The following is a 22739-nucleotide window of genomic DNA, read 5'->3' as shown; positions in this document are numbered from 1 at the left end:
ATTTTCAAATCTAAAGGAACTCGTTTCAGAACCGCATACTTAGTCTTAGTCTTAGTCTCATTCACATCGTAAAATACATATATCTGAAACCTCAAAAACTACTAATCGGCTCATAATTCACACTTTTTTGAACCAATTAATCAAAATAATCGGCTCATCGTTAAATGAAATAAAAAAATAAATTGGGATTACCTTATTGAAGAAAATCTTTCAAGCTTACTTAAAAAACATAAAAACTTTATTTACAATAAATTATAAATAAAATTAAAAATTATAGACATAAAAAAAGCACCTTTTTAAAGGTGCTTTTGTGGTCCCACTTGGGCTCGAACCAAGGACTTGCTGATTATGAGTCAGCTACTCTAACCAACTGAGTTATAGGACCCAGAGTAAAAGATCAATTTCTTTTCTCGTGGGTGCAAATATATAAAATCTAAAACATAAAAAACAAGTTAAAAATAAAAGAATTTTGATATTTTTTACAACAAATTCAATTACAATATAATAATAGTGTAAATTTTTATATAATATTTACAATCCTTAATTTGATTAAAATGAAATAAATTATGGTTTATTAACATTATACTTTATTAAACATAATTGACCTATCGAAAAATATGTTCTCTTTCCATTCTGATAACAGCAAATCTGAATTAATGATTCTTCATTTTTATTGAGTTTATTCTTTCAATTATAAACCAACAAAATCTGTATTTGACTCATAATTATACGTTTTAAAAGTCAAATCTATTTTATAAGATTGTTGATTTTTCTTAATTAGAATTGGGCTAAGAAAAATGGTGAAAAATAGTGAATTTAAAATGTATTATTGATATTAATAAACTTTTTGCTGACGATTTACATATATTTCTGATCTAAAATCTAAAGAAAATATCGATTTATTCACTTACAATTTTGAGTTTAATCAATTATAAAAATTGACCGCTTTGAATATTTATATTTAACGACAAAATGCACCTTACAGAAGGATTTTTAGAATTAATTTATTTAAAACGGTAATTATTAAAAATCAACCAATTTAACCTAAAAATAATTGACATAACATATTGATTATTTTTAGCAGAAGTTTTTTGATTAAAACTTTAAAAACTCAGATTCAATTTTATCAATTACTTTTTCAGGAATATCTTGTTCTTTAGATAGAATTCTGAATTGATTTGTAGAGTTTATAACTTCATCAATAATTCCGTTAGCGTCTTTAATTGTAAATAATTCAGCTATTTTCATTAAATCATCTCGATTAATCTCAGTCCTTTTTCCATTAATAGACATCGCTCTTGAAATTCTTAGGTAGTTTTTTAAAGCGTCTAATGGATAAGTTAAATCATAGGCGGGAGCTAAATTCCAACGATCTTTATCAGCATCATAAATGAATGAGAAATTCTTTAAATGGTCATCGATATTGAAAAAGACAAGATTAAAAACCAGTCGTTTAAACAATTGCTGAATGTTTTTGTGCGAAAGTTTTAAATCAAAAGCAAGTTTAAAAAGATTTTCATAAGTTGAGTTTTCAGGCTTTTTAAAATCCCATCCTGTCATTCCAGATGCAGTTAAAATATGCTGTTTTTTTCCATTTTGACGATCAAATCTTGATGTTGCAAAATGTTTATCATCAATCAACTTAGAAGGCATCATTTCAATTCCTATAGAAGTTGCAATTTGATAATAGATGTACTCTATTTTTTCTTTTGAATAGCCTTGATCTTCGTCTACAGAAAGTTTAATTAAATAATGATTGTATTTGTCTGATGTTTCTAAATCACCAGGAATTAGACGTCCTGTTTTTTTATGTTCTGAAACTAAAATTTTAGGGCGTGCGCCACCCGCTGAAGTTCCAATTTTAAAGATGTTCAGTAAAGCGATATCACTTAATCCTTTTTCTTCTGTTGAAGTTTTTAAATCGAGCACTTTCTTTACTACTTCCGTTATTTCTTCTACATCAATACTCTGATTTGATTTAATTTCTTTCGCAGGTGAAAATTCTAAAGCTCCCATTCCTCTTTTCCCAACATATGTTAGTTGTTCTAAAGGAGTAATAGCATTCATTTCTTTTTGAGTTGCTTCTAACCATTCTTTAAAGACAATATTACCGAAAAAATCAGGTAAAGAATCAGCAATCATAGGAGGTAAACCACGAAATGTTTCTCCCTCAAATTCAGAAAATACTTGTACGTTAGGCGTTCTGCGGATAACGTAAGGAAATATCTTTTTGTAGTTATTACTTTCCAAAAAATCAGGATTGTATTGGAATGATGATTTTCTTTGGTTTTCGTCGTAACCTATTTTACCGATTTCAATTTCTTGAAAATTTATCGAAATGATTTGATTCTTTGCCATAGTTAATACATGGATTGATTATTTTCTAAACTTTCAATTTTATCAGAAATAAATTGATTGATCGATTTCATTTCATCAAAATACTGTAACACTTTCAAAAGAGTTTCTAGTGTAGGATTATCTCCATTTTCAAGTTTAGCAATTGTTAAGCGAGAAAGAGCTAGTTCATCAGCTAATTCTTGTTGTGTTAAATTTTCTGCTTTGCGCATTTTTTTACACCACTCACCAATTGTGTTTTTTACATCTTTTATTGTCGTGAAATCTAACATATAATGTATATTATAATAATCAAATATACTAAAATATAAACTTAATATATATTTTAGTAAACATTATTTACTAAATGGTAAACTTAATTTTATAACTCTATCATCAACTCTTTTATAAAACCATTATCTTTTTCATCAATATATTCATGAGGATTACAGATAATTTCAGTATCACCAATCTTGTATCTGCAAGGTGTATGAATATGTCCATGAATCCAATACATTGGTTGATATTCTATAATAAAATCTTCTAAATTTGAAGCATAAGCAGACGTAACAGGATCAGAAATATACTCTTTTGGAACTGATTTTATACTCGGTGCATGATGTGTAATAACAATGTTTTTCAGACCAATTGAATCTTTTAGACTTTGCTCAAGCCATGCAATAGACTTATTATGAATTTGATAAACATCAATGGTTCTCATTTTTGAATAAGACGGATCACGTTTAATATATTTGTAATCATTCATTTGACTTTGACAAATCATCCCATATTTCATTGGATCTCCAAAAATTGAAAAATCAGTCCATAATGTACATCCATGAAAACGAATCCCTTCGATATCAATAAAATCATTTTCTAAAACTGTAATATTAGTACCTAATGTAGTGTGTAATCTTCCCTAAAAAACGGAACGTTTAAAAATAAATGTATTATCAATATCATTAGTTTTCCAAGGCTTAAAATCAATTCTATTAGCAGTAGATAAATTATCAACTCCTTTTTCAAATTGAAAACTTTTAATATTAGAATTAAAATTTCTATAAAAAAAGAATGTAAAATAATATATAGATGGTATAATTAAAATAAAAGAGAATATTACTAAAGTTAAAATTACTAATGGAGAAAGATTTGGTTGAGTAAGTATTAAAGATGATATTATTAAAGGAAAATATAACAACATTAAGAAACGTTGAATATTATTTTTGGACAATATTCTTATTCTATATAAATCTTCTGCTACAGTAAAATATTTATCAATTATTCCTAAGATCATTTTAGATTAGTTTTGAATTATTTTTATAAATATACTAAAAATGCAATCAAATGAAAATTATAACTATCTTTGAATCAGATAATTTGTTGTACAAATGTTGTACTTATAGATTAAAATGAAGTCAAAAAAAAGACGCTTACACAACTGTAAACGTCTGATTTTCAATAAAGTGGTCCCACTTGGGCTCGAACCAAGGACTTGCTGATTATGAGTCAGCTACTCTAACCAACTGAGTTATAGGACCAGAGAATTAAGCAATAAAAAGGAAGCTATCACCTAATTCGTTTGCAATATTAAAGCTATTTTTTTGAACTTCAAAATTATTTTACATCTTCGCAAAGCTCTACCAATACGCCATTTGTTGTTTTAGGGTGTAAAAAAACAATACGTTTATTATCTGCTCCCAATTTTGGCGTTTCGTTAATAAAAGTAAACCCTTGATTTTTAAGACGCTCTATTTCGAGTTCGATATCATCTACTCCAAAAGCAATATGGTGAATTCCTTCGCGATTTTTTTCTAAATATTTTTCAATAGCACTATCATTTTTTTCAGAACCGACCAATTCGATCTTCGATTCGCCTACTTCAAAAAAAGAGGTTCTCACACCTTCCGACTCCACTGCTTCTTCTTTGTACGGTGCTTTTCCTAATAATTTTTCGAACAATTCATTCGATAATCCCAAATCTTTTACGGCAATCCCTAAATGTTCTATTTTCATGTGTGTTGTTTTGCGTAAAGATAAACTTTTCTAAAATTTTTTATTTAAAATTTAAAGAGTTTGTTGTAATATTGAACTATGAGTTTTTATGAAGATGGGAGTCAATATCTCCGCAAAGGTCAGTATAGAAAAGCGATTGATTATTTTACATTATCGATTAAGCGTCAAATAGAAGTGGCAAATTCATATTTCGGTCGTGGATTGAGCCAATATTATATGAAACAAAATACAGATGCAATCAAGGATTTTGATAAAGCAATTGAATTAGATGATAAAAATCCAAACTTCTATTTCTACAGAGGAATGGCAAATTTCAATCAATATAATCCAACAAAAGCAGCTGAGAATTTTGATAAAGTGATCGAGATTGATCCGGCAAGTTTTGTAGCTTATCATCAAAAAGGTTATGTATTGATGAATTTGAACAAATACGATGAGGCGATCGAATGTTTCAATAAAGCTTTAGAAATTAATCCAGATTACGAATCATGTTACCACAATCGTGCATTTTGTTACGATCAATTACAACAATTGGATAAAGCAATCGAAGATTATTCGAAAGTAATCGAAATGAAACCACATTTCTTGTCGTATTACAACAGAGGAAATACTTATTTTGTTTTGAACGATTTAGAAAATGCATTGAACGATTTTAATCAATCAATCGAGTTAAATCCAAATCATTTCTTATCATACTACAACAAAGGCGCAATCTTAGAAAAATTTGAGAAACAAGCCGAAGCTGTAGAGGAATACAAAAAAGCATTGCAGTTGAATCCTGAATTTTATTTAGCTGCCGAAAGATTAGCACAATTAGAAAATCAACAATAAAACATAGAAATCGTTTCGAATTGGAACGATTTTTTTTTTATGTCTTTTTATTTCTTATCGTAAATCAATGTTAGACCATGCGTTGTGTTGTTACTTTGCCTTAAAATTAATCTAATATGCAAGTACAAATCGCCGTTTATGGTAAAAACAAAGAAATTGTAGACACGTTAAAACGCGTGATCAACAAAAATGAAAACTGGAAAGCATTTTGTACCTGCTCACAAGAAGAATTGAAAGGATACGTATCAACAAACAACGTCCAAATAATATTATACAGTAGTGGAATTGGTGCTTCGGAGGTAGAGAAAATGGAGGAATGGATAAGCACTTATTTCCCTACGATAAAGCAAATCCATCATTATGGTGGCGGAAGTGGTTTGTTGAAGTGCGAAATTGATGGCGCTTTGGCTGGAATAAAACCTATTAGCAAAGCAAAAATCAATGTTATCCTTTAACATTTTAAGAGAAAAAAGCTTTTCAGTTGTAGATGAAAAGCTCTTTTTTTTACATATCTTTTATAATCCAATAATCTCGGGAAATCCCAACATCATTGCGATTAACTTCTATTTCGTCGCAAAAATCTAAAAATAATTCGTCCAAAGTTTTATCAATTTTTGGTGTAGAACCGAACAATTTCGTTAGAATGGGATTGGTTTCATGCTCTAATAACTTCCCTGTAAACTGCTGAATGTTATTTTCTTTAATTCCAATAAATGTACTTGGCGCAAAAACCATCACCTCATCCGCATCAATCACCAAAAATGTTTTTGATTTTTTGATTAACTGAATCGATTTCTTTTTTTCTTCATCCGTTCCAACTTCTAGACTTTCTAAAAACAACTCGACGTTATCAAAAACTTCTTCCTTATCTTGAACAAATTCCATCTTATAAATTTTAGCAAAATTAAAGTTTTTTTTCTGATTGTCCACTTTTATTCATGTTTCCTATTTTCATTTCAATAGAAAAGTCTTCATCTATTTATGCAAAACTGAAATAAACTCAACTTGACATTATTGTCATTCTAAACCTGTCGAAGAATCTCAGATTATTCTAAACTACTTCAGTCATCTTCAACTCGATTCAAGATCACAACAAAAATATTTCCTTGAGAAAAATGTAGTTGAGTAAAAAAACTAATCTTCTTTCAATAGAATTTCGACTTCTAAATATTCGTGGTAATTTTTGACAAAATCATGGTCAAAATCAATGTCTTCTAAGCGCATTTGAATCCCTTTTTTATCAACATCAATATAATCTAAAATCGTTTGAACATTATAAATTTCAAGATTATGAAACGTCGGATACAACGTAATTTGCTTCAAGGTAAGTGCCATAATAAAGCAATTGATTCCATTAAAATTAACCCCGATATCAGCGAAATTCTTATAAAAAGCAATCAAATTTGTTTTGAGCTGAAGATTATAATTAAAACTTCTCAATTTGAAGTTTTTCAAGACCAATCGATTTGTCGTTTTCAAGACAATTTCTTCAGTAATCTGAAGGTTTTTACTCAATAATTCTAAAAGTTGTTTATCCTCAACCAATTGATACAAAATATTCAAATATCGTTTAGCTTCTTCAAAATCAAACAATTCTAAACTCACTAAAATCGATAAGAAAAGAAAACGTTGATTGGTAGGATACACAATTTCAATTTCTTTCAAATACTTTTGCGCTTCATCAAATTTCAATTTATGAATATAATATTCGGCAATGTAGAAATTCGCAGCATACAAGTAATAATCTTCCTTTTTTGCTTCTAAAAGATACAAAATCGATTCTTCGTTGAAGTTTAAATTGCGCTGAACAACTCCTTTCAGAAAAAGTGCTTTTTTATCTTTTGGATATTCGTGTAGCAACTGATTTAATAAATCTTGTGCCTTAATTAATTGCTGAATTGGATTGTGAATAAACGAAAAACTTTTCCAAATAGGATATTGATTCTCATCCATTTCATCATCAAAAATCAAGAAAAAAATATCATTAAAAAGTTTATTGTAATCCACAGTATAAGTTTTTTAGTAGTGCTAAAATTAAGCTATTTTTAGGTAAAATACACGAACAAAATAAAAAATAGGTCGGTTCTAAAACTGTTGTCTTTTTACTTTTCCACTTTCAGTTCGAGAAAATGTAGGAATGAAAATAATTTCTTTTGGAACTTGATATTTGGTTAAATCTGCCAAAGAAAAATCCAAGCTCCTCTGCTCTCCTTCCACAACTAAAATTAATTTCTGACCTAATAATTCATCCGTTTTTGAAGTGATATAAAAATCAGAATCAATGAACGGTTTCAGCTTATTTTCTATTTGTTCTGGAAATAATTTTATTCCACCCGAATTAATCACATTATCCGCTCTACCAATCCAGTTAAATTTTCGTGTATCAATCAATTCAACCACATCATTCGTTACAACTTGCAATCCATCATAAGGCGTATCAATCACCAAACAACCTCGCTCATCTTGTGAAATCGTTACCTCATCAAACGCTTCAAAAACTTGTTCTGCATTAGGATATTTTTGATTCGCAACTTGTTTAAACGCAATATGTGTAATCGTCTCCGTCATTGCATATGTTTCGTAGACTTCGTTCTCAAAAGCAAACAATTCTTGTTTCACTTTCTCCGAAAGAGGCGCTCCTCCGATAATTAACTTTTGACATCTTGAAACAAAATCTAACGAATTTTCAACTTGCATAGGCGTTAACGCAACAAAATCAATAGAGGTAAAATTTTGTGAAATTCCACTATTAATTTCATTCAAAGAAATATGAGAAGTTGGTTGCATACAAATCAATTTCAATCCGATTTCTACTGCACGAACCAACATCAATTTTCCAGCAATATAAGTAACAGGCATCACCAATAAAGCCGAATTTCCTTTCTCTAAATGCAAATATTTTCCCGTCATATTCGCACTTTTTCGCATATTTTTTTTGGTTAAAATAATCTCTTTCGGAGTTCCAGTAGACCCCGAAGTATGCGCAATCATCACCTCAGAATCAGAAAACCATTCAACCAAAAAATCTTTTACGGATTGTTCAAATTCGTTGGTAACTTCAATAGCGTTGACATCAAAATTAGGTTGAGAAAAATCTAAATACAACATTCTATTTATGATAACTTACACCTGCATTAATTTCGATATCCAACACATTATTCGCTGGCGGAATGGGACAATTGTAATGTTTGCTATATGCACAATATGGATTATACACTTGATTAAAATCCAACGTAATTTCATTGGCTGTTGTACCTAAATCCTTTGTACTCAAATCCAAATAACGTCCACCTCCATAAGACGTCACGCCGTTTGTTTCGTCCATAAAAGGTAAAAACAAACTGTCTGCATATTTCTCCATAATTGGTGAAGATTGATAAACCGTCAGCGTTTGTTCAACATTATCCAACATGAACGTTACCGTTCCGTATTCTTTGTAATTTTTGATTTTTTTCGCAGAAGTAGGAAACGGAATCACCTTTCCATCTTTGATTGGCGTAAATTTCGCTTTCACTATATATTTTTCGCTGATCGGAAAAAATGTAATGCCTTTGAAATTCGTTTTTTCTTCGTCTACCAATGGCGTCGTTTTAAGATCAGTATAAAAAGTCGCCAATTCGGTTTGATATTTTTGAATTGCAACTAAATCAATTGTTTTTTTTGTCGTTTGACAACTCATTAAAACGATTGTTGCAAAAAATGCGATAATTACTTTATTCATGCTAATTTGTTTCGAAATAAATATTCTCCTCTTAATTCTAATCGACTTGGGAAATTGTTTGTAAACAAACCTCCTGTGCCCAATCCTTGTGGCATTTCTGGATATAAAATCGCTGTCCATTGTGCAATAGCATTTAAGCCTATATTACTTTCCAATGCTGATGTTATCCAAAACGGAATTTCGTATGTATCTGCTGCATTAATCCATTCCAACGAACCTCTAATTCCCCCAACCAAACTTGGTTTTAGAATAATATATTGCGGTTTGATTTTTTCTAACAATTCGAATTTATCCTCTTGATGAACAATTCCAATTAATTCTTCGTCCAACGCAATTGGTGTCGGTGTTGTAGCACACAATTCCGTCATCAAATCGATTTGTCCAGCTTTGATAGGTTGTTCAATCGAATGTATTTTTAAATCAGCCAATTGTTGCAAGACCACTTTTGCTTCTTCAAACGTAAAACCTCCATTCGCATCTACTCTTAATTCTAATTGATCCGCAGAAAAATCTTGTCTTAATTGTTGAATAATCTTATGCTCATTTTCCCAATCAACACCGATTTTCAACTTGATACAGTTGAAACCAATCGCTAATTTTTCTTTGATTTGTTCGCGCATAAAATCAATCGAACCCATCCAAATTAAACCATTAGTTTGAATACCTTTATCACCTGTCGAAAAAGCTGATTCATACAAATCAGGATTCAATTTATCTGTATAATTTTCGTTGTAACGATTCGCAAACATACTCTGAAAAGCCTGCTCTACTCCAAACTGAATCGAAGGCCATTCGCGCAATTCACGCCACAATTCATCAACTCCTAAGTCAATATTGTCACAAACCCATTGCAATTTTTCTTCATAATCAGGGCGGTCATCAAAACTCAACCCTTTAAACAATCCACATTCACCAACATATTCTTTTCCATCTTCTTCTAATGTAAAAAGATACGTCAATTTCTCTGTCAAAACGCCGCGCGAAGTACCGCTTGGATTTTTGAATTTCAAAAAATAAGGTTCAAAACTTGCTTTCATACTTCAAATTTAAACAATGCTTTTTAGAAAAATATTGATTTAAATTAATTTTTCATTAAATCGAAACTCAATCGTTCACAATTTATCAATTAAACTATTTTTTTTTAATCTCATTTTTATTTTATTACTTTATTTCTCAAAGTGATTTCAATAAATAGTTAGTTATGAATACAAAAATGCACCTTAAATAATCTTTAATTTTTGGAATAATTGGTCTAATAATAACAATTCCACTAATTGCTATGCAATTTACAAATGAAGTCAACTGGAGTTTATTTGATTTTATTATTGCATTTATTTTACTTTCGGTTATTGGATTAACGATAAACTACATTCTACAACTGACTAACCGTTTACAAAATAAAATCTTTTTCTGCATAATGGTTTTACTCATTGGTTTATTAATATGGACTGAATTAGCTGTCGGAGTTTTCGGTAGTCCAATAGCAGGAAATTAGAATGATTTTTTTATTGAATACTTTTCCATATATGTCAACCTAAAAAAGATCTGAAATACGTCTAAATTTTAAAATAGAATACTAAAAAGAATTTTAGTGAAAAATTGTCATAACTTTAATTCACAAAAACAGTTAATTATGAAAAGAAGTGAACACATTGTCGTTTTATCAAAGGATCATCATTTTGGATTGCTTTGTAGTTGGAAAATTGAACAAGGTTTCTTTAAAAATATTGCATTAGAACGAATTGCATCTTATGTTGAATATTTTTGGAACAATCATCTTTCTGAGCACTTTAAACATGAAGAAACGATTATTTTTCCCTATTCAAACGAAACATACAACCAACAAATTAAAACCGAACATCAAGAATTAAAGGTTTTAGCACAAAAGATTGCTCAACATCCAGAGAAATCAATAGTAGAAAAATTTGCTCATTTATTAAAAAATCATATTCGATTCGAGGAACGTGAATGGTTTCCTTACTTACAAGAAAATCTTGATGAAAGTGATTTGAAACAAATAGGTAAAAGATTAGAAAACTCGCACACAAAACCATTTGATAATTTTGAAGACGAATTTTGGAAATAATTAGAATTAATAAAACACCTTTTACTCTTTTATTAAAGAAATGATGTATATTTGTAGTGTAAAAGAATTGTAAATGTTATCAAAAACTTGTGAATACGCCGTTAGAGCAGTAATTTATATCGCACAGCAAACCAAAGACGGAAATCGAGTTGGAATAAAAGATGTAGCGAAAGGAATTGATTCTCCTGAATATTTTATTGCAAAAATTTTGCAAGAAATGGTTCGAAAAAATCTTTTACAGTCTACAAAAGGACCAAATGGTGGTTTTCATCTCGATGAAAAATATATGAAAAATTCGTTGGCTGTAATTGTTAGACATTTTGATGGAGATAAAATTTTTAGTGGTTGTGCACTTGGACTAAAACGATGTTCAGAAAAAAATCCTTGTCCTTTGCATCAGCAATTCAAAGAAATACGAAATACTTTAAAGCATTTATTAGAAACAACTACTATCAACCAATTGGTTGAGAAATTAGATTCGCAAGAAGTATTTCTAAAATTAAATTTAGAATAAAATTTACCTTAATAAAAGATAAAAAGGTCTTTTTTATTTCAATTGAAAATAAAAAACTTACTCAAATGAAAAATGATACAATTGATAAAATGTCTGGACATTGGCTCCTTGCTAAAATAGGAAAAAAAGTACTAAGACCTGGAGGAAAAAAGTTGACAAATGAAATGGTTGAATTGTTAGATATCAATACAAATGATGCGATTGTAGAATTTGCTCCTGGGCTTGGTTATACCACTTCTATTGTACTTGACAAACAGCCAACATCATACATTGGAATTGATTTAGACGAAAAAATTATCGAGAATTTAAATCAAAAATTTGATAATCAAAAAGCTGTTTTTCAATTAGGAAATGCTGCTGACACAAGACTTGATGACTGTTCTCAAACTAAAATTTTTGGAGAAGCTATGCTAACGATGCATGCCAATCATCGTAAAAGTGAAATCATAAAAGAAGCTCATCGTGTTCTAAAAAAAGATGGATACTATGCAATTCATGAATTAGCATTAAAACCGAATAATATTTCAGATGAAATCAAAAAGAACATTCAAAAAGAGCTTGCAATTACGATGAATGTTAATGCAAGACCATTAACAGTTGAAGAATGGAAAATTCTTGTAAAAGAAGAAGGTTTCGAAATTATTGAAATTAAAACAGCTGAAATGCGCCTGCTTGAACCTTCAAGATTAATTGATGATGAAGGATTTTCAGGGTTTTTAACTATCATAAAAAATATTGCAACTCAAACAGAAGTGAGAGAAAGAGTAATAAAAATGAAGAAAGTTTTCAAAAAATACGAAGAACATTTGTGTGCTTTTGTCATGATTGCAAAGAAAAAATAATAATGCTAAAAGGCTCAAAAAAAATTTAATTTAATAAAAGATAAAAAGTATTCTATTATGGACATAAAAACAGATTTAATCGGAGAAATGGTCTCAGAAGATTTTAGAACTGCGGCGATTTTCAAAAAACATGGCATTGATTTTTGTTGCCGTGGTGGAAGAACCATCGAAGAAGCCTGTGAAAATAAAACTACAGATGTAAACAAAGTGTATAATGATTTGGAAAATTTACCTTCTCAAACCGAAGCTTCAATTGATTTTAAATCGTGGCCATTGGATTTGCTAAGTGAATATGTTGAAAAAATACATCATGCTTATGTGGAAGAAAAAATACCTGTTTTACTCGCTTTCTTAGACAAATTATGCAAAGTTCATGGTGAAAGACATCCAGTACTTTATGAAATAAACGCTTTATTTAATCAAACAGCTCAAGATTTGAGTGCTCATTTAAAAAAAGAAGAATTAATTCTTTTTCCATTTATCAAAAAAATGACTCATGCAAAGAAAAGAGGAATAGAATTAGAAGTTCCTCATTTTGGTACAGTTGAAAATCCAGTTCACATGATGGAACATGAACATACCGCAGAAGGTGATCGTTTTGCAAGGATTGCAGAACTTACCAATCATTACACTCCACCAGCAGATGCGTGTAACACTTATCGCGTGACCTATGCAATGTTAGAAGAATTCGAGAATGATTTGCATACTCATATTCACATCGAAAACAACATTCTATTTCCAAAATCTATTCAATTAGAAAAAGAACTTAAATAAGTTTATTCACTCCCAATAATCCCCTTATTGGGAGTTTTTGATTCTTTAATTCATTATTATTTAAGATATTTTCACTTATAGTTTTGTAACTTTTTGATGATTGATGCGTCTTATTTGTAAACAACCCTATAAATGAAAAAATATTTTCTTCCAATTATTTGTATTGCATCTGTTCATACTTTTGCTCAACAAGAAATAAAAGGAACTTTTCAATATACCAATCAAGCTCCAATAGCGTTAGCAGATGTAATCATTTTTCAAGGCGAAAAAATTATAGATGAAATTTCTACTGACAAAAATGGGCACTTTACGGTTATTTTAGAAGAAGGAACTTATACGTATAGAATTGAAGTAGCTGGAATTTTACTTCATTCATCCTCTCTCACGATTATGAATCATACGGATTTAGGAATTATTTTAGTTCCTAAAACTGAAAATGTAACCTTAACGGAAGCTGTTGTTACAGGTCAAAAAAAATTAGTTGAAAAGAAAGTAGACCGATTAATTTTCAATGTCGATCAAGCAGAAGGTGCAAAAGGTGGAAATGCCTTAGATGCATTGAAACTTGCGCCACGTATCGAGGTGGAAGAAGCGACAGATGCTATTTCGATTATAGGAAAAGGTTCAGTAAGCGTCATGATTAATGACCGATTAATGCAAATGAGCAGTGAACAATTGTCAAATTATCTAAAAACCATTCGAACAGAAGATATTGAAAAAATTGAAGTCATTACAAATCCTCCAGCCAAATACGATGCGACAGGAAACAGTGGAATCATCAATATTGTATTGAAAAATGCAAAACAAGAAAGTTTGAATGGTTCTATTTCGACTTCATACAACCAGCAAAAATACGGTGGATTCAATTTGAACGGGAATATCAATTACCGCAAAGGAAAATGGACATTAACCTCTAATATTTATAGTGGTAAAGGAAATTGGTATGGTAAAAGTAAAAACACAACTTTATATCCAGATCAAAAATGGACTTCGGACGGAATTAATAAAAATGAGAACAATTATTATGGTGGTCGAATTGGTATTGATTATCAAATCAATGACAACTTAATTACAGGTTTCAATTTAGATATTTCAGATGGTAAAGGAGAAAGTAAAGGAAATTCAGTCATTGATATTTTCGATTTAGTGAACAACAAAACAAATCGTTATATGACGACGAATTGGGATGGTGGAAAATGGAATTGGAATTATCTGGGATTAAATTACCATATCATCAAAAAATTCAAAACGGAAGGTAAAAAGTTAACATTCGATTTTGACTATTCGAATAACGGAAACGATAGCAATAACAAAAATATCAGTAACGAATTTGATCCTAATTGGGCAGAAATCCCTGGTAAATACGAAAATAATTACAGCTTAAATGACGGCTCTTCAAACCGATTCAATGCAAGTATCGATATGGAGCATCCTGTTAATTCGTGGAAAATGAATTATGGAACGCGTTTACGTTGGGCAACAGATGAAGCGGAAAATCAACGATTTTTAAAACTTAATCCGAATGATAATTTCCATGAAGATACCGATTTTGCAAGCAAATACAATTACAAAGAGAATGTCTACGCATTGTATTATTCGGTAGAAAAACAATTGAGTGAAAAGCTGACAGGAAAAGTTGGGTTACGCTATGAGCATGCACAAGTGAAAAGCATTATGGAAGATCCGAAAAATAATTACGAAAAAACTTATGACGGCTTATATCCTACCGCTTATTTGATGTATCAATCATCGGAAAATCATTCGTTTACATTAAACTATAGTCGTCGTGTAGATCGTCCATTTATTTGGTATTTAAATCCAAGAAGAACGAAACAAAATGAGTATAATTATTCAGAAGGAAATCCAAATTTGACGCCTTCTAATTCGAATAATTTCGAGTTAGAGCATGCGTATAAAGATTTATTGGTAACAAGTTTGTATTACCGCAATGCGAATGATCTTTTTGAACAAGTAAGCATCATGGATCCTGATACCAAGATTACACTTTCTAAGCCTTATAATATTGGAAAAACATATAGTATTGGTTTAAGTGAAAACATCAACGTAAAACCTTATAAATGGTGGAAAGTAAATGCTTCGGCAGATGTTTTCTATCGTAAAACAACCAGTAAAATTCCTGAAATGAATTATACATTAGACGGAATGAATGGGGAATTTAGAATTACAAATAATTTAGATTTAAATAAAAAGAAAACACTTTTTGCTAATTACACTTATTCATATTATACAAAAAGTACAGATGGATTAGACAAATTTGGAGATTTTATGCGTCATAACATTGGTATGAGAGCAATGGTATTTAAAAAGAAATTACAACTTTCGGCAAATATCTCTAACCTTTTCGAAAATAAAAATGGAACTTACACAAGTACGTCTAACAACGTAACAAATATGGGAGTTAATCAAGCTTTCAGAATGTATCGTATTGGAATTAGTTACAATTTCGGAAAACAATTTAATATAGAACGCTCAAAATCTAACCAAGAACAAAGCGGCGGAGGCGGTGGAGGAAATGGTTAAAATTTATTCCTGAATGAATAGAACCTGAACAAATCTGTTCAGGTTTTATTTTTTTTATAATGATTATTGATCCAATTCTATCAATAGTTTTTTTAATTTGGATATACTTGTAATATATCTTGATATAAAGATATATTTAAAACCAATAAGAAAATTATTCAAACAGAAAATATACCAATTGCAAATGGACACTACTCACAATGTAAAATAATGGAATTCTATTTCTGGTCAATTACCAATAGATTGCGAAACCAAAAAAATTCTGTTAACAATTTTAGAGCAAACTAACTTAGTTTTTAAAAATATCGAAACGATATTACATGAAGCTAATAGCGATAAAAACCATGTATTTCTGGTGGAAATCTCAATTTAAACACTTTACCTTTTTAGAAATTGTTGTATAAATAATAAACCCCTAAAACATAAATTTCAGGGGTTTTGTATTGCAATACTATTCTGTTAAATCGAATAATTACGATGTCCAAAGATCGAACTCCCAATGCGAACCATTGTACTGCCTTCTTCTATCGCGATTTGATAATCTCCTGACATTCCCATTGATAAAATAGAAATGTTTTGATAAATAGATTTCAATGAATCAAAGTTAGATTTTAAAGAACGGAATTCTTCACGAATTTGACTTTCATCTTCCGTAAACGTTGCCATTCCCATCAATCCAACTACGCGAACATTTGGTAAATGCTGAATTTCTTCTTGCATTATCTGTTGAATTTCTTCTTCATCCAAGCCAAATTTTGTTTCTTCATCTGCTATAAATTGTTGCAACAACACATCAATTACGCGATTATTTTTTTGGGCTTGTTTGTGAATTTCTTTCAACAATTTTAAACTATCAACTCCATGTATCAAATGCACAAAAGGCGCCATATACTTCACTTTATTGGTTTGCACATGACCAATCATATGCCAACGTATATCCTTTGGAAGAACTTCGTATTTATCGCACATTTCTTGAATCTTGTTTTCACCAAAATCTCGCATTCCAGCCGCATAAGCTTCTTGCAAATCCTCCACAGGTTTTGTCTTAGAAACCGCTACCAATGTCACATGAGCAGGAATTGTAGCTTCGATTGTTTTTAAATTTTCTTGAATACTCATTTTTTATTCTTTCAAATCAAATACAGCAAAACCGCTTAATGGTTTTGGTTCGATATATGTACTTTTTGGTGGCATTTTAAGCCCTAAATCCGCAATCAATTGCAAATCCTTCACATCCACTGGATAAAAAGCAAAAGCTGCAATATAATCGTGATGATCAACTTTATTTTTAAGCGCTTCTACTCCTTCTCTATTGCGCGTACCACATTCGTAATGAATGCGTTTATCCTTTTTAGAATCTTGAATATTTAGAATTGGTTTCATCACATTTTCTTCGAAAATATAAGTATCCAATTCGCTTAAACCTTCGGTTGTCAATAAATTATTTTTGACATATAAACTATAATATTGACCATCTAAATACATCACAATATGATGTTTTTTGGTTGGCACAACTAATTCATCACCTTTCGGAATAATTTCAAAATCAGCTTCTAAAGCAGTTAAAAACGCTTCTGGAGTTAAGCCGTTTAAATCTTTAATTAATCGATTATAATCATTGATAATCAAATCTTCATTCGAAACTAAAAGTGCTAACGTATAATTAAAAGCTTCATCACCATAGACTTCATCTTTCGAATTTTCAACCGCAAATTTTGTGTATCGCTCCGAACTTTCCATACGATGATGTCCATCTGCAATATACAATTCGTCTAATTTTTCGATTGAATCTTTTAATTGTTTTAAATTTAAACGATTATCAACTCTCCACAACAAATGTTGCGTTCCGTTTTCTTCTTCTATTTTCAGAATCGGCTTGCGTTTCATTTCCGTATCAATCAACAAATCTACACGTTGAGCAGGTTTATAGGTCAACAAAACAGGTTCCGCATGGAAATGAGATTCTTTCAAATAATCAGCAAATAATTCCACACGACGCTCCAAAGTTTCTTCGTGCTTTTTTATTTTATTTTGACGATAATCATCAATATTCACCAAGCCTAAAAGTCCTTTTGTTTCGCGTCCATCAGGCTGTATGACTTGATAAATATAAAAAGACGACTTGTCTTGCGTTAATATTTTTTTCGAAATAAAATCCTCAAAATTCTCACGAACTTTTCTGAATTTCTCTTTCGGATCTTGAATCGTTTCGTCCCAAGTTGGCAAAATAATATGCAAAAAAGAGTTTTCTCTGTTATTGATATAATAATCCAATTCTTCTTTCGAATATTGATTAACGGCAAGCGTCACAAATTCTTGAGAAGTTTCTTCTGTAGGTCGAATTCCTTTGAATGGTTTAAATTGAGGCATTTTGAATAGTTTTAGATAGAATGAAACTCAAAATTATTTTCCGTAAATCTCAACGATTTGCGAAGCTAATTCAGTTCCAATTCTGTCCTGCGCTTCATTCGTAGAACCTGCAATATGAGGAGATAATGACAAAGATTCGTTCATCAACAAGCCCATTTCTGGTGTTGGCTCATTCTCAAAAACATCTAAGGCTGCTCCAGCAACTTTTCCGTCTTCAATTGCATCAACCAAAGCACGCTCGTCAACTACTCCACCACGAGCCGTATTAATTACAATCACGCCATCTTTCATTTTTGCAAATTCTTTTTCACCCAAAATATATCCATCTTGTGCTGGAACATGCAGCGAAATGAAATCTGCTTTTGTAATGACTTCATCAAAATCAACAGAAGTGATGGTAAACGTTAATTTTTGACCATCAAAAAATTCTAATTCAATGTCACGTGTTGCTGGGAATTTATCATACACTAAAATATTCATTCCTAAACCAATCGCTTCACGAATCACTTCTACACCGATACGGCCAAAACCGATTACACCCATTGTTTTTCCTCTCAATTCGATTGCTTTTGCGTAAGCTTTTTTCAATCCATTGAAGTTAGAATCTCCTTCTAAAGGCATATTACGATTGGCTTGGTGTAAATTACGAACGATAGAAAACAAATGGGCAATTACAAATTCTGCTACAGATTGAGAAGAAGATGCTGGCGTATTAATCACCTGAATTCCTTTTTCGCGTGCATAAGCAACATCGATATTGTCCATACCAACTCCTCCACGACCGATAATTTTAAGATTTGTCGCATCAATCAAAGGTTGACGAACTTTAGTCGCAGAACGCACTAAAAGTACTTCAACTCCATTTTCGTTGATATAATTTTCTAATTGTTCTTGTGCTACTTGAGCAGTTATTACTTCGAAACCTTTTGCTTCTAAAGCTTCTATTCCTGCCTTAGAAATTCCATCGTTTGCTAATATTTTCATGTTATTATTATAGAATTAAGATGTGAGATTTTAGATGTTAGATAATATATTTCTCAATACTAATATCTAGCATCTAATGTCTGCTGATTAACCAAATTTTTGTTCAAATTGTTTCATTACTTCTACCAAAACTTGAACAGATTCTAATGGTAAAGCATTGTACATAGACGCACGGTATCCACCAACATCACGGTGACCAGCCAAAGAAACAACTCCAGCTTCTTTTAACATTGCATCAAAATCAGCTTTGAAATCTTCGTTATTTAAGACAAAAGTGGCATTCATTTGAGAACGATCTTCTGTTGCAGCAGTTCCTGTAAATAATCCGTTACGATCAATTTCAGCATACATTGCATCTGCTTTTGCAGTATTAATTTTTGCAATCGCTTCTACTCCACCTTGCTCTTTTAACCATTGTAAATTTAACATGACACCGTAAATTGCAATTACTGGCCACGTATTAAACGATGATTCTTTTTTGATATGTGTTTCGTAGTTTAAATAATCGGGAATATTACGTCCCGTTTTACCTAATAAATCTTTTTGAACGATTGCAACAGCAGAACCTGCAGGTCCCATATTTTTTTGGGCTCCAGCATAGATTACACCAAATTTAGAAACATCAATTGTGCGAGATAAAATATCCGAAGACATATCACAAACTATTGGAACTGGAGAATTTGGAAACTCTTTCATTTGTGTTCCAAAAATGGTATTATTTGATGTGCAGTGGAAATAATCAACATCTGAAGGAACAGTATATTCTTTTGGAATATAACTATAATTTTGATCTTTTGAAGAAGCAATAACTTCGATTTCTCCGAAACGCTTCGCTTCTTTGATAGCATTTTCTGCCCATTTTCCTGTTTGTGTATAAGCTGCTTTTCCGCCTTCTTTCAATAAATTGTAAGCTACAGTAGGAAATTGCAATGAAGCTCCACCTTGCATAAAAACTACGTCATGTGTTTCTGGAACATTCATCAATTCTTTTACCAACGCTCTTGCTGTATCAATTACTTCTACCGCATCTTTGCGACGGTGAGAAATTTCTAAGATTGATGTTCCTGAATTGTTGAAATCTAAACAAGCTTGAGCCATTTTGTCGAAAACAACTTGTGGTAAAATGCATGGTCCTGCACTAAAATTGTGAATTTTCATAATTAAAATTGTTGTGTGTTTGTGTGTCTAATTTGTAAACAAATATAGTAAATCAAATATGGAAAAAAGTGAATAATTACTTAACTTTTGAACAGAATACAAACAAAAAACCCTAAACTAATTCAGTTTAGGGTTTTTCTATTATTTGATTGAATATTTATTTTAGTATTGAACAAAATCAACATTCAATTCTTCTGCTTTGCGTTTGTAATATCCGTCAGCTAATTTATCTTTAATCTCAGCAAATGAGTTTAACGTATATTCGATGTGTTCGTCTTCGTGAGCAGCAGTTGGAATAATACGGAAAATAATCATTCCTTTTGGAATAACTGGATAAACTACTACAGAAACGAAAATACCATATTCTTCGCGCATTTCTTTTGCCAATACAGTCGCTTCGATAGGAGAACCATTCAATACGATTGGCGTAACACATGTGTTAGAACCTCCAATATCAAACCCTCTTTCTTGTAAACCTTTCTGAATTTTTTCTACATTGTGCCATAACTTGTCTTTAAGCTCAGGTTGAGAACGTAATAATTCAAGACGTTTTAAACCTCCGATTACCATTGGCATTGTCAATGATTTTGCAAAGATTTGAGAACGTAAGTTATATTTTAAAATACGGATAATATCTTTATTTCCAGCGATAAAAGCTCCAAAACCAGCCATAGATTTTGCGAAAGTAGAGAAATAGATATCAATTGCATCTTGACAACCTTGCTCTTCTCCAGCTCCAGCTCCAGTTTTACCTAAAGTACCAAAACCATGTGCATCATCAACTAATAAACGGAATTTGTATTCGTCTTTGTAAGCAGCAATTTCTTTTAAAATACCTTGCTTACCTGTCATTCCGAAAACACCTTCTGTAATCACTAAAATTCCTCCTCCTTGTTTGTCGGCTAATTTACGTGCACGAATAATTGTTTTTTCGAAACTTTCGATGTTATTGTGTTGATAAATAAAACGTTTACCAAAGTGTAAACGAACACCATCCACGATACAAGCATGACATTCAGCATCATAAACGATTACATCATTTTTAGACACTAAAGCATCAATTGTAGATACCATTCCTTGGTATCCAAAATTCATTAAATAAGCAGACTCTTTTTGAACAAAATCAGCCAATTCTTGCTCTAATTGTGCGTGAAAATCTGTTTGTCCAGACATTGCGCGAGCTCCCATTGGATAAGCCATACCATATTCAGCTGCCGCATCAGCATCAGCTTTACGAACTTCTGGATGGTTAGCTAAACCTAAATAGTTATTGATTGACCAAGTAATTACTTTTTTACCTTGGAATTCCATTACGGGTCCAATTTCTCCTTTTAACTGTGGAAAAACATAATAACCTTCACCATAATCAGCGAATTGACCTAATGGTCCAGGGTTCTGTTTTAAACGTTCAAAAATGTCCATTTTATTATAGTTTAATTTTTTATTAATTGAAAAAAAGTAGAAAGTGAACGAACACTACCTACTTTAAATATTTAATTTTTACAAATATACGTATTATTTAATTCTTTCGACTGTTGCTCGAGCTTCTAAACCATTGAGTCTGCTATTTGTAAAGCCTTGCTCTGCCATCCAATCATCACTAAAAACTTTTGTCATATAGCGCGAACCATGGTCTGGATACAAAATTACAACTAAAGAATTTTCGTCAAATTCTCCAGCTTCAGCCAATTGTTTATATGCTTGTGTTGCAGCACCAGAAGTATATCCTGCCATAATTCCTTCTTTCAAAGCAATTTCTCTTGTACGATAAGCAGCTTCTTCGTCTGTCACTTTGATAAAAGAATCAACCATTTCAAAATCTAAAGCTCCAGGAACTAAATTTTTTCCCATTCCTTCGATTCTGTAAGGATAGATATCATTCTGATCAATTTTTCCAGTTTCGTGATAACCTTTCAATATTGATCCATAAGCATCAACTCCGATGATTTTCACATCTGGGTTTTGCTCTTTTATATAACGTGCACTACCTGTCAAAGTTCCTCCTGTACCTGTACAACCGATTAGGTGAGTAATTTTACCCTCTGTTTGATTCCAGATTTCAGGACCTGTTGTTAAATAGTGAGCTTCTGTATTCCCTTGATTAAAATATTGATTAATATAAAGAGAATTTGGCGTTTCCGCAGCAATACGTTTTGCTACTTCGTAATATGATCTTGGATCATCAGCAGGTACATTCGCAGGGCACAAAAATACTTTTGCTCCCATCGCTTTCAAGAATGAAATCTTTTCTGCCTTTGTTTTATCCGATACCGCTAAGATACATTTGTACCCTTTTACGATAGCCACCATAGCTACAGCAAATCCAGTGTTACCTGAAGTTGTTTCTACAATCGTAGCACCAGGTTTTAATAGACCATTTTTTTCAGCCTCTTCTATAATATGTAAAGCTATTCTGTCTTTTGTTGAATGTCCAGGATTGTAACATTCTAACTTTGCATAAACTTCGCCTGGAATGTCTTGGTTAATTCTGTTTAACTGAACTAATGGAGTATCTCCAATTAACTCTAAAACGTTTTTATATTTACCAGTCATTTCACAAATATTCTTTTC

24 protein-coding genes, 2 tRNA genes and 1 pseudogene are annotated in these 22739 nt (G+C 31.2%); 8 read left to right on the top strand and 19 right to left on the bottom strand.

The annotated features are described in order from the left end of the window. Window positions 1–311 precede the first annotated feature (311 nt). The 8 genes and pseudogenes from B2X73_RS04465 to mce all read right to left on the bottom strand — a co-directional run bounded on the left by B2X73_RS04465 (window position 312) and on the right by mce (window position 4347). Window positions 312–385 (bottom strand) — tRNA-Ile (locus tag B2X73_RS04465). Window positions 386–564: 179 nt separating this feature from the next. After that, a pseudogene (locus B2X73_RS15320) lies at window positions 565–675 on the bottom strand (hypothetical protein); the annotation flags it as partial. Window positions 676–1095: 420 nt separating this feature from the next. Next, window positions 1096–2358 (bottom strand): type II toxin-antitoxin system HipA family toxin, encoded by a 1263-nt coding sequence (locus tag B2X73_RS04460; protein ID WP_125350088.1) that lies wholly within the window; start codon window positions 2356–2358, stop codon window positions 1096–1098. Window positions 2359–2360: 2 nt separating this feature from the next. After that, window positions 2361–2627 (bottom strand): helix-turn-helix transcriptional regulator, encoded by a 267-nt coding sequence (locus B2X73_RS04455; RefSeq protein WP_125350089.1) that lies wholly within the window; start codon window positions 2625–2627, stop codon window positions 2361–2363. Between the two features lie 89 nt (window positions 2628–2716). Next, window positions 2717–3118: a hypothetical protein gene (locus tag B2X73_RS04450; RefSeq protein WP_185144183.1), complete on the bottom strand. Its 402-nt coding sequence runs from the start codon at window positions 3116–3118 to the stop codon at window positions 2717–2719. A 135-nt stretch (window positions 3119–3253) separates the two neighbouring features. After that, a complete protein-coding gene (locus B2X73_RS04445) occupies window positions 3254–3628 on the bottom strand; it encodes a hypothetical protein (RefSeq protein WP_125350090.1) in 375 nt (124 codons plus the stop codon). Window positions 3629–3798: 170 nt separating this feature from the next. Beyond that, window positions 3799–3872: transfer RNA gene (locus tag B2X73_RS04440), tRNA-Ile, on the bottom strand. A gap of 76 nt (window positions 3873–3948) precedes the next feature. After that, the gene (mce, locus tag B2X73_RS04435) at window positions 3949–4347 is read right to left on the bottom strand and encodes a methylmalonyl-CoA epimerase (RefSeq protein ID WP_219034454.1); all 399 of its coding nucleotides are present in this window, start codon (window positions 4345–4347) and stop codon (window positions 3949–3951) included. Between the two features lie 78 nt (window positions 4348–4425). On the opposite strand from mce, the gene B2X73_RS04430 reads away from it, so the two are divergent. After that, window positions 4426–5178, top strand: a complete 753-nt coding sequence (locus B2X73_RS04430; protein ID WP_038337013.1) for a tetratricopeptide repeat protein — start codon at window positions 4426–4428, stop codon at window positions 5176–5178. A 116-nt stretch (window positions 5179–5294) separates the two neighbouring features. Continuing rightward, window positions 5295–5633 (top strand): hypothetical protein, encoded by a 339-nt coding sequence (locus B2X73_RS04425; protein WP_286496389.1) that lies wholly within the window; start codon window positions 5295–5297, stop codon window positions 5631–5633. A gap of 49 nt (window positions 5634–5682) precedes the next feature. Here the strand turns inward: B2X73_RS04425 and B2X73_RS04420 are convergent, their stop codons facing one another. From B2X73_RS04420 to B2X73_RS04400, 5 genes are all read right to left on the bottom strand, one after another. After that, on the bottom strand, window positions 5683–6063 hold the full coding sequence (locus B2X73_RS04420) for a hypothetical protein (RefSeq protein WP_280038239.1): 381 nt from the start codon (window positions 6061–6063) through the stop codon (window positions 5683–5685). A 249-nt stretch (window positions 6064–6312) separates the two neighbouring features. Then, window positions 6313–7185 (bottom strand): tetratricopeptide repeat protein, encoded by an 873-nt coding sequence (locus tag B2X73_RS04415; RefSeq protein WP_286496390.1) that lies wholly within the window; start codon window positions 7183–7185, stop codon window positions 6313–6315. Window positions 7186–7263: 78 nt separating this feature from the next. Continuing rightward, a complete protein-coding gene (locus B2X73_RS04410) occupies window positions 7264–8286 on the bottom strand; it encodes an AMP-binding protein (RefSeq protein ID WP_286496391.1) in 1023 nt (340 codons plus the stop codon). Between the two features lies 1 nt (window position 8287). After that, on the bottom strand, window positions 8288–8899 hold the full coding sequence (locus B2X73_RS04405; RefSeq protein WP_221855293.1) for a DUF1684 domain-containing protein: 612 nt from the start codon (window positions 8897–8899) through the stop codon (window positions 8288–8290). Further along, complete coding sequence (locus tag B2X73_RS04400) at window positions 8896–9936, bottom strand: o-succinylbenzoate synthase (protein WP_286496392.1); 1041 nt, start codon at window positions 9934–9936, stop codon at window positions 8896–8898. Before B2X73_RS04400 ends, B2X73_RS04405 begins: the two co-directional genes overlap by 4 nt. Window positions 9937–10532: 596 nt before the next feature. Here B2X73_RS04400 and B2X73_RS04395 point away from each other — a divergent pair. The 6 genes from B2X73_RS04395 (at window position 10533) to B2X73_RS15315 (ending at window position 16029) form a co-directional block, all read left to right on the top strand. Next, the gene (locus tag B2X73_RS04395; protein ID WP_038337008.1) at window positions 10533–10985 is read left to right on the top strand and encodes a hemerythrin domain-containing protein; all 453 of its coding nucleotides are present in this window, start codon (window positions 10533–10535) and stop codon (window positions 10983–10985) included. 73 nt (window positions 10986–11058) lie between these two features. Continuing rightward, a complete protein-coding gene (locus tag B2X73_RS04390; RefSeq protein ID WP_038337007.1) occupies window positions 11059–11499 on the top strand; it encodes an RrF2 family transcriptional regulator in 441 nt (146 codons plus the stop codon). A gap of 65 nt (window positions 11500–11564) precedes the next feature. Further along, complete coding sequence (locus tag B2X73_RS04385; RefSeq protein WP_038337006.1) at window positions 11565–12341, top strand: class I SAM-dependent methyltransferase; 777 nt, start codon at window positions 11565–11567, stop codon at window positions 12339–12341. 57 nt (window positions 12342–12398) lie between these two features. Next, the gene (gene ric, locus B2X73_RS04380; protein WP_038337005.1) at window positions 12399–13115 is read left to right on the top strand and encodes an iron-sulfur cluster repair di-iron protein; all 717 of its coding nucleotides are present in this window, start codon (window positions 12399–12401) and stop codon (window positions 13113–13115) included. 132 nt (window positions 13116–13247) lie between these two features. Beyond that, window positions 13248–15656, top strand: coding sequence for a TonB-dependent receptor domain-containing protein (locus B2X73_RS04375; protein WP_291095822.1), 2409 nt, complete (start codon window positions 13248–13250; stop codon window positions 15654–15656). A gap of 220 nt (window positions 15657–15876) precedes the next feature. After that, window positions 15877–16029: a RidA family protein gene (locus B2X73_RS15315; RefSeq protein WP_084106958.1), complete on the top strand. Its 153-nt coding sequence runs from the start codon at window positions 15877–15879 to the stop codon at window positions 16027–16029. 86 nt (window positions 16030–16115) lie between these two features. Here B2X73_RS15315 and B2X73_RS04370 read toward each other — a convergent pair whose 3' ends face one another. The 6 genes from B2X73_RS04370 to B2X73_RS04345 all read right to left on the bottom strand — a co-directional run bounded on the left by B2X73_RS04370 (window position 16116) and on the right by B2X73_RS04345 (window position 22721). Then, window positions 16116–16775 carry a YggS family pyridoxal phosphate-dependent enzyme gene (locus tag B2X73_RS04370; protein ID WP_114999389.1) on the bottom strand — a complete coding sequence of 220 codons (660 nt, stop codon included), beginning with the start codon at window positions 16773–16775 and terminating at the stop codon, window positions 16116–16118. 3 nt (window positions 16776–16778) lie between these two features. Further along, window positions 16779–18026, bottom strand: coding sequence for a DUF1015 domain-containing protein (locus B2X73_RS04365; RefSeq protein ID WP_125350117.1), 1248 nt, complete (start codon window positions 18024–18026; stop codon window positions 16779–16781). A 33-nt stretch (window positions 18027–18059) separates the two neighbouring features. Then, entirely contained in the window at window positions 18060–19010 is a 951-nt protein-coding gene (locus tag B2X73_RS04360; protein WP_286496068.1) for a D-2-hydroxyacid dehydrogenase, read from the bottom strand. 87 nt (window positions 19011–19097) lie between these two features. Continuing rightward, complete coding sequence (gene serC, locus B2X73_RS04355) at window positions 19098–20168, bottom strand: 3-phosphoserine/phosphohydroxythreonine transaminase (protein ID WP_286496069.1); 1071 nt, start codon at window positions 20166–20168, stop codon at window positions 19098–19100. Between the two features lie 162 nt (window positions 20169–20330). Beyond that, the gene (locus tag B2X73_RS04350) at window positions 20331–21590 is read right to left on the bottom strand and encodes an aminotransferase class I/II-fold pyridoxal phosphate-dependent enzyme (RefSeq protein ID WP_038336999.1); all 1260 of its coding nucleotides are present in this window, start codon (window positions 21588–21590) and stop codon (window positions 20331–20333) included. Window positions 21591–21683: 93 nt separating this feature from the next. Continuing rightward, window positions 21684–22721 carry a PLP-dependent cysteine synthase family protein gene (locus B2X73_RS04345; protein WP_038336998.1) on the bottom strand — a complete coding sequence of 346 codons (1038 nt, stop codon included), beginning with the start codon at window positions 22719–22721 and terminating at the stop codon, window positions 21684–21686. Between the last annotated feature and the right edge of the window lie 18 nt (window positions 22722–22739).

Origin of the sequence: Empedobacter sp. UBA7252 (assembly GCF_002472765.1) — a bacterium.
Lineage (GTDB): Bacteria > Bacteroidota > Bacteroidia > Flavobacteriales > Weeksellaceae > Empedobacter > Empedobacter falsenii_B.
Note: the sequence above shows the minus strand (reverse complement) of the source record. Positions and strands in the feature narration are given on the sequence as shown.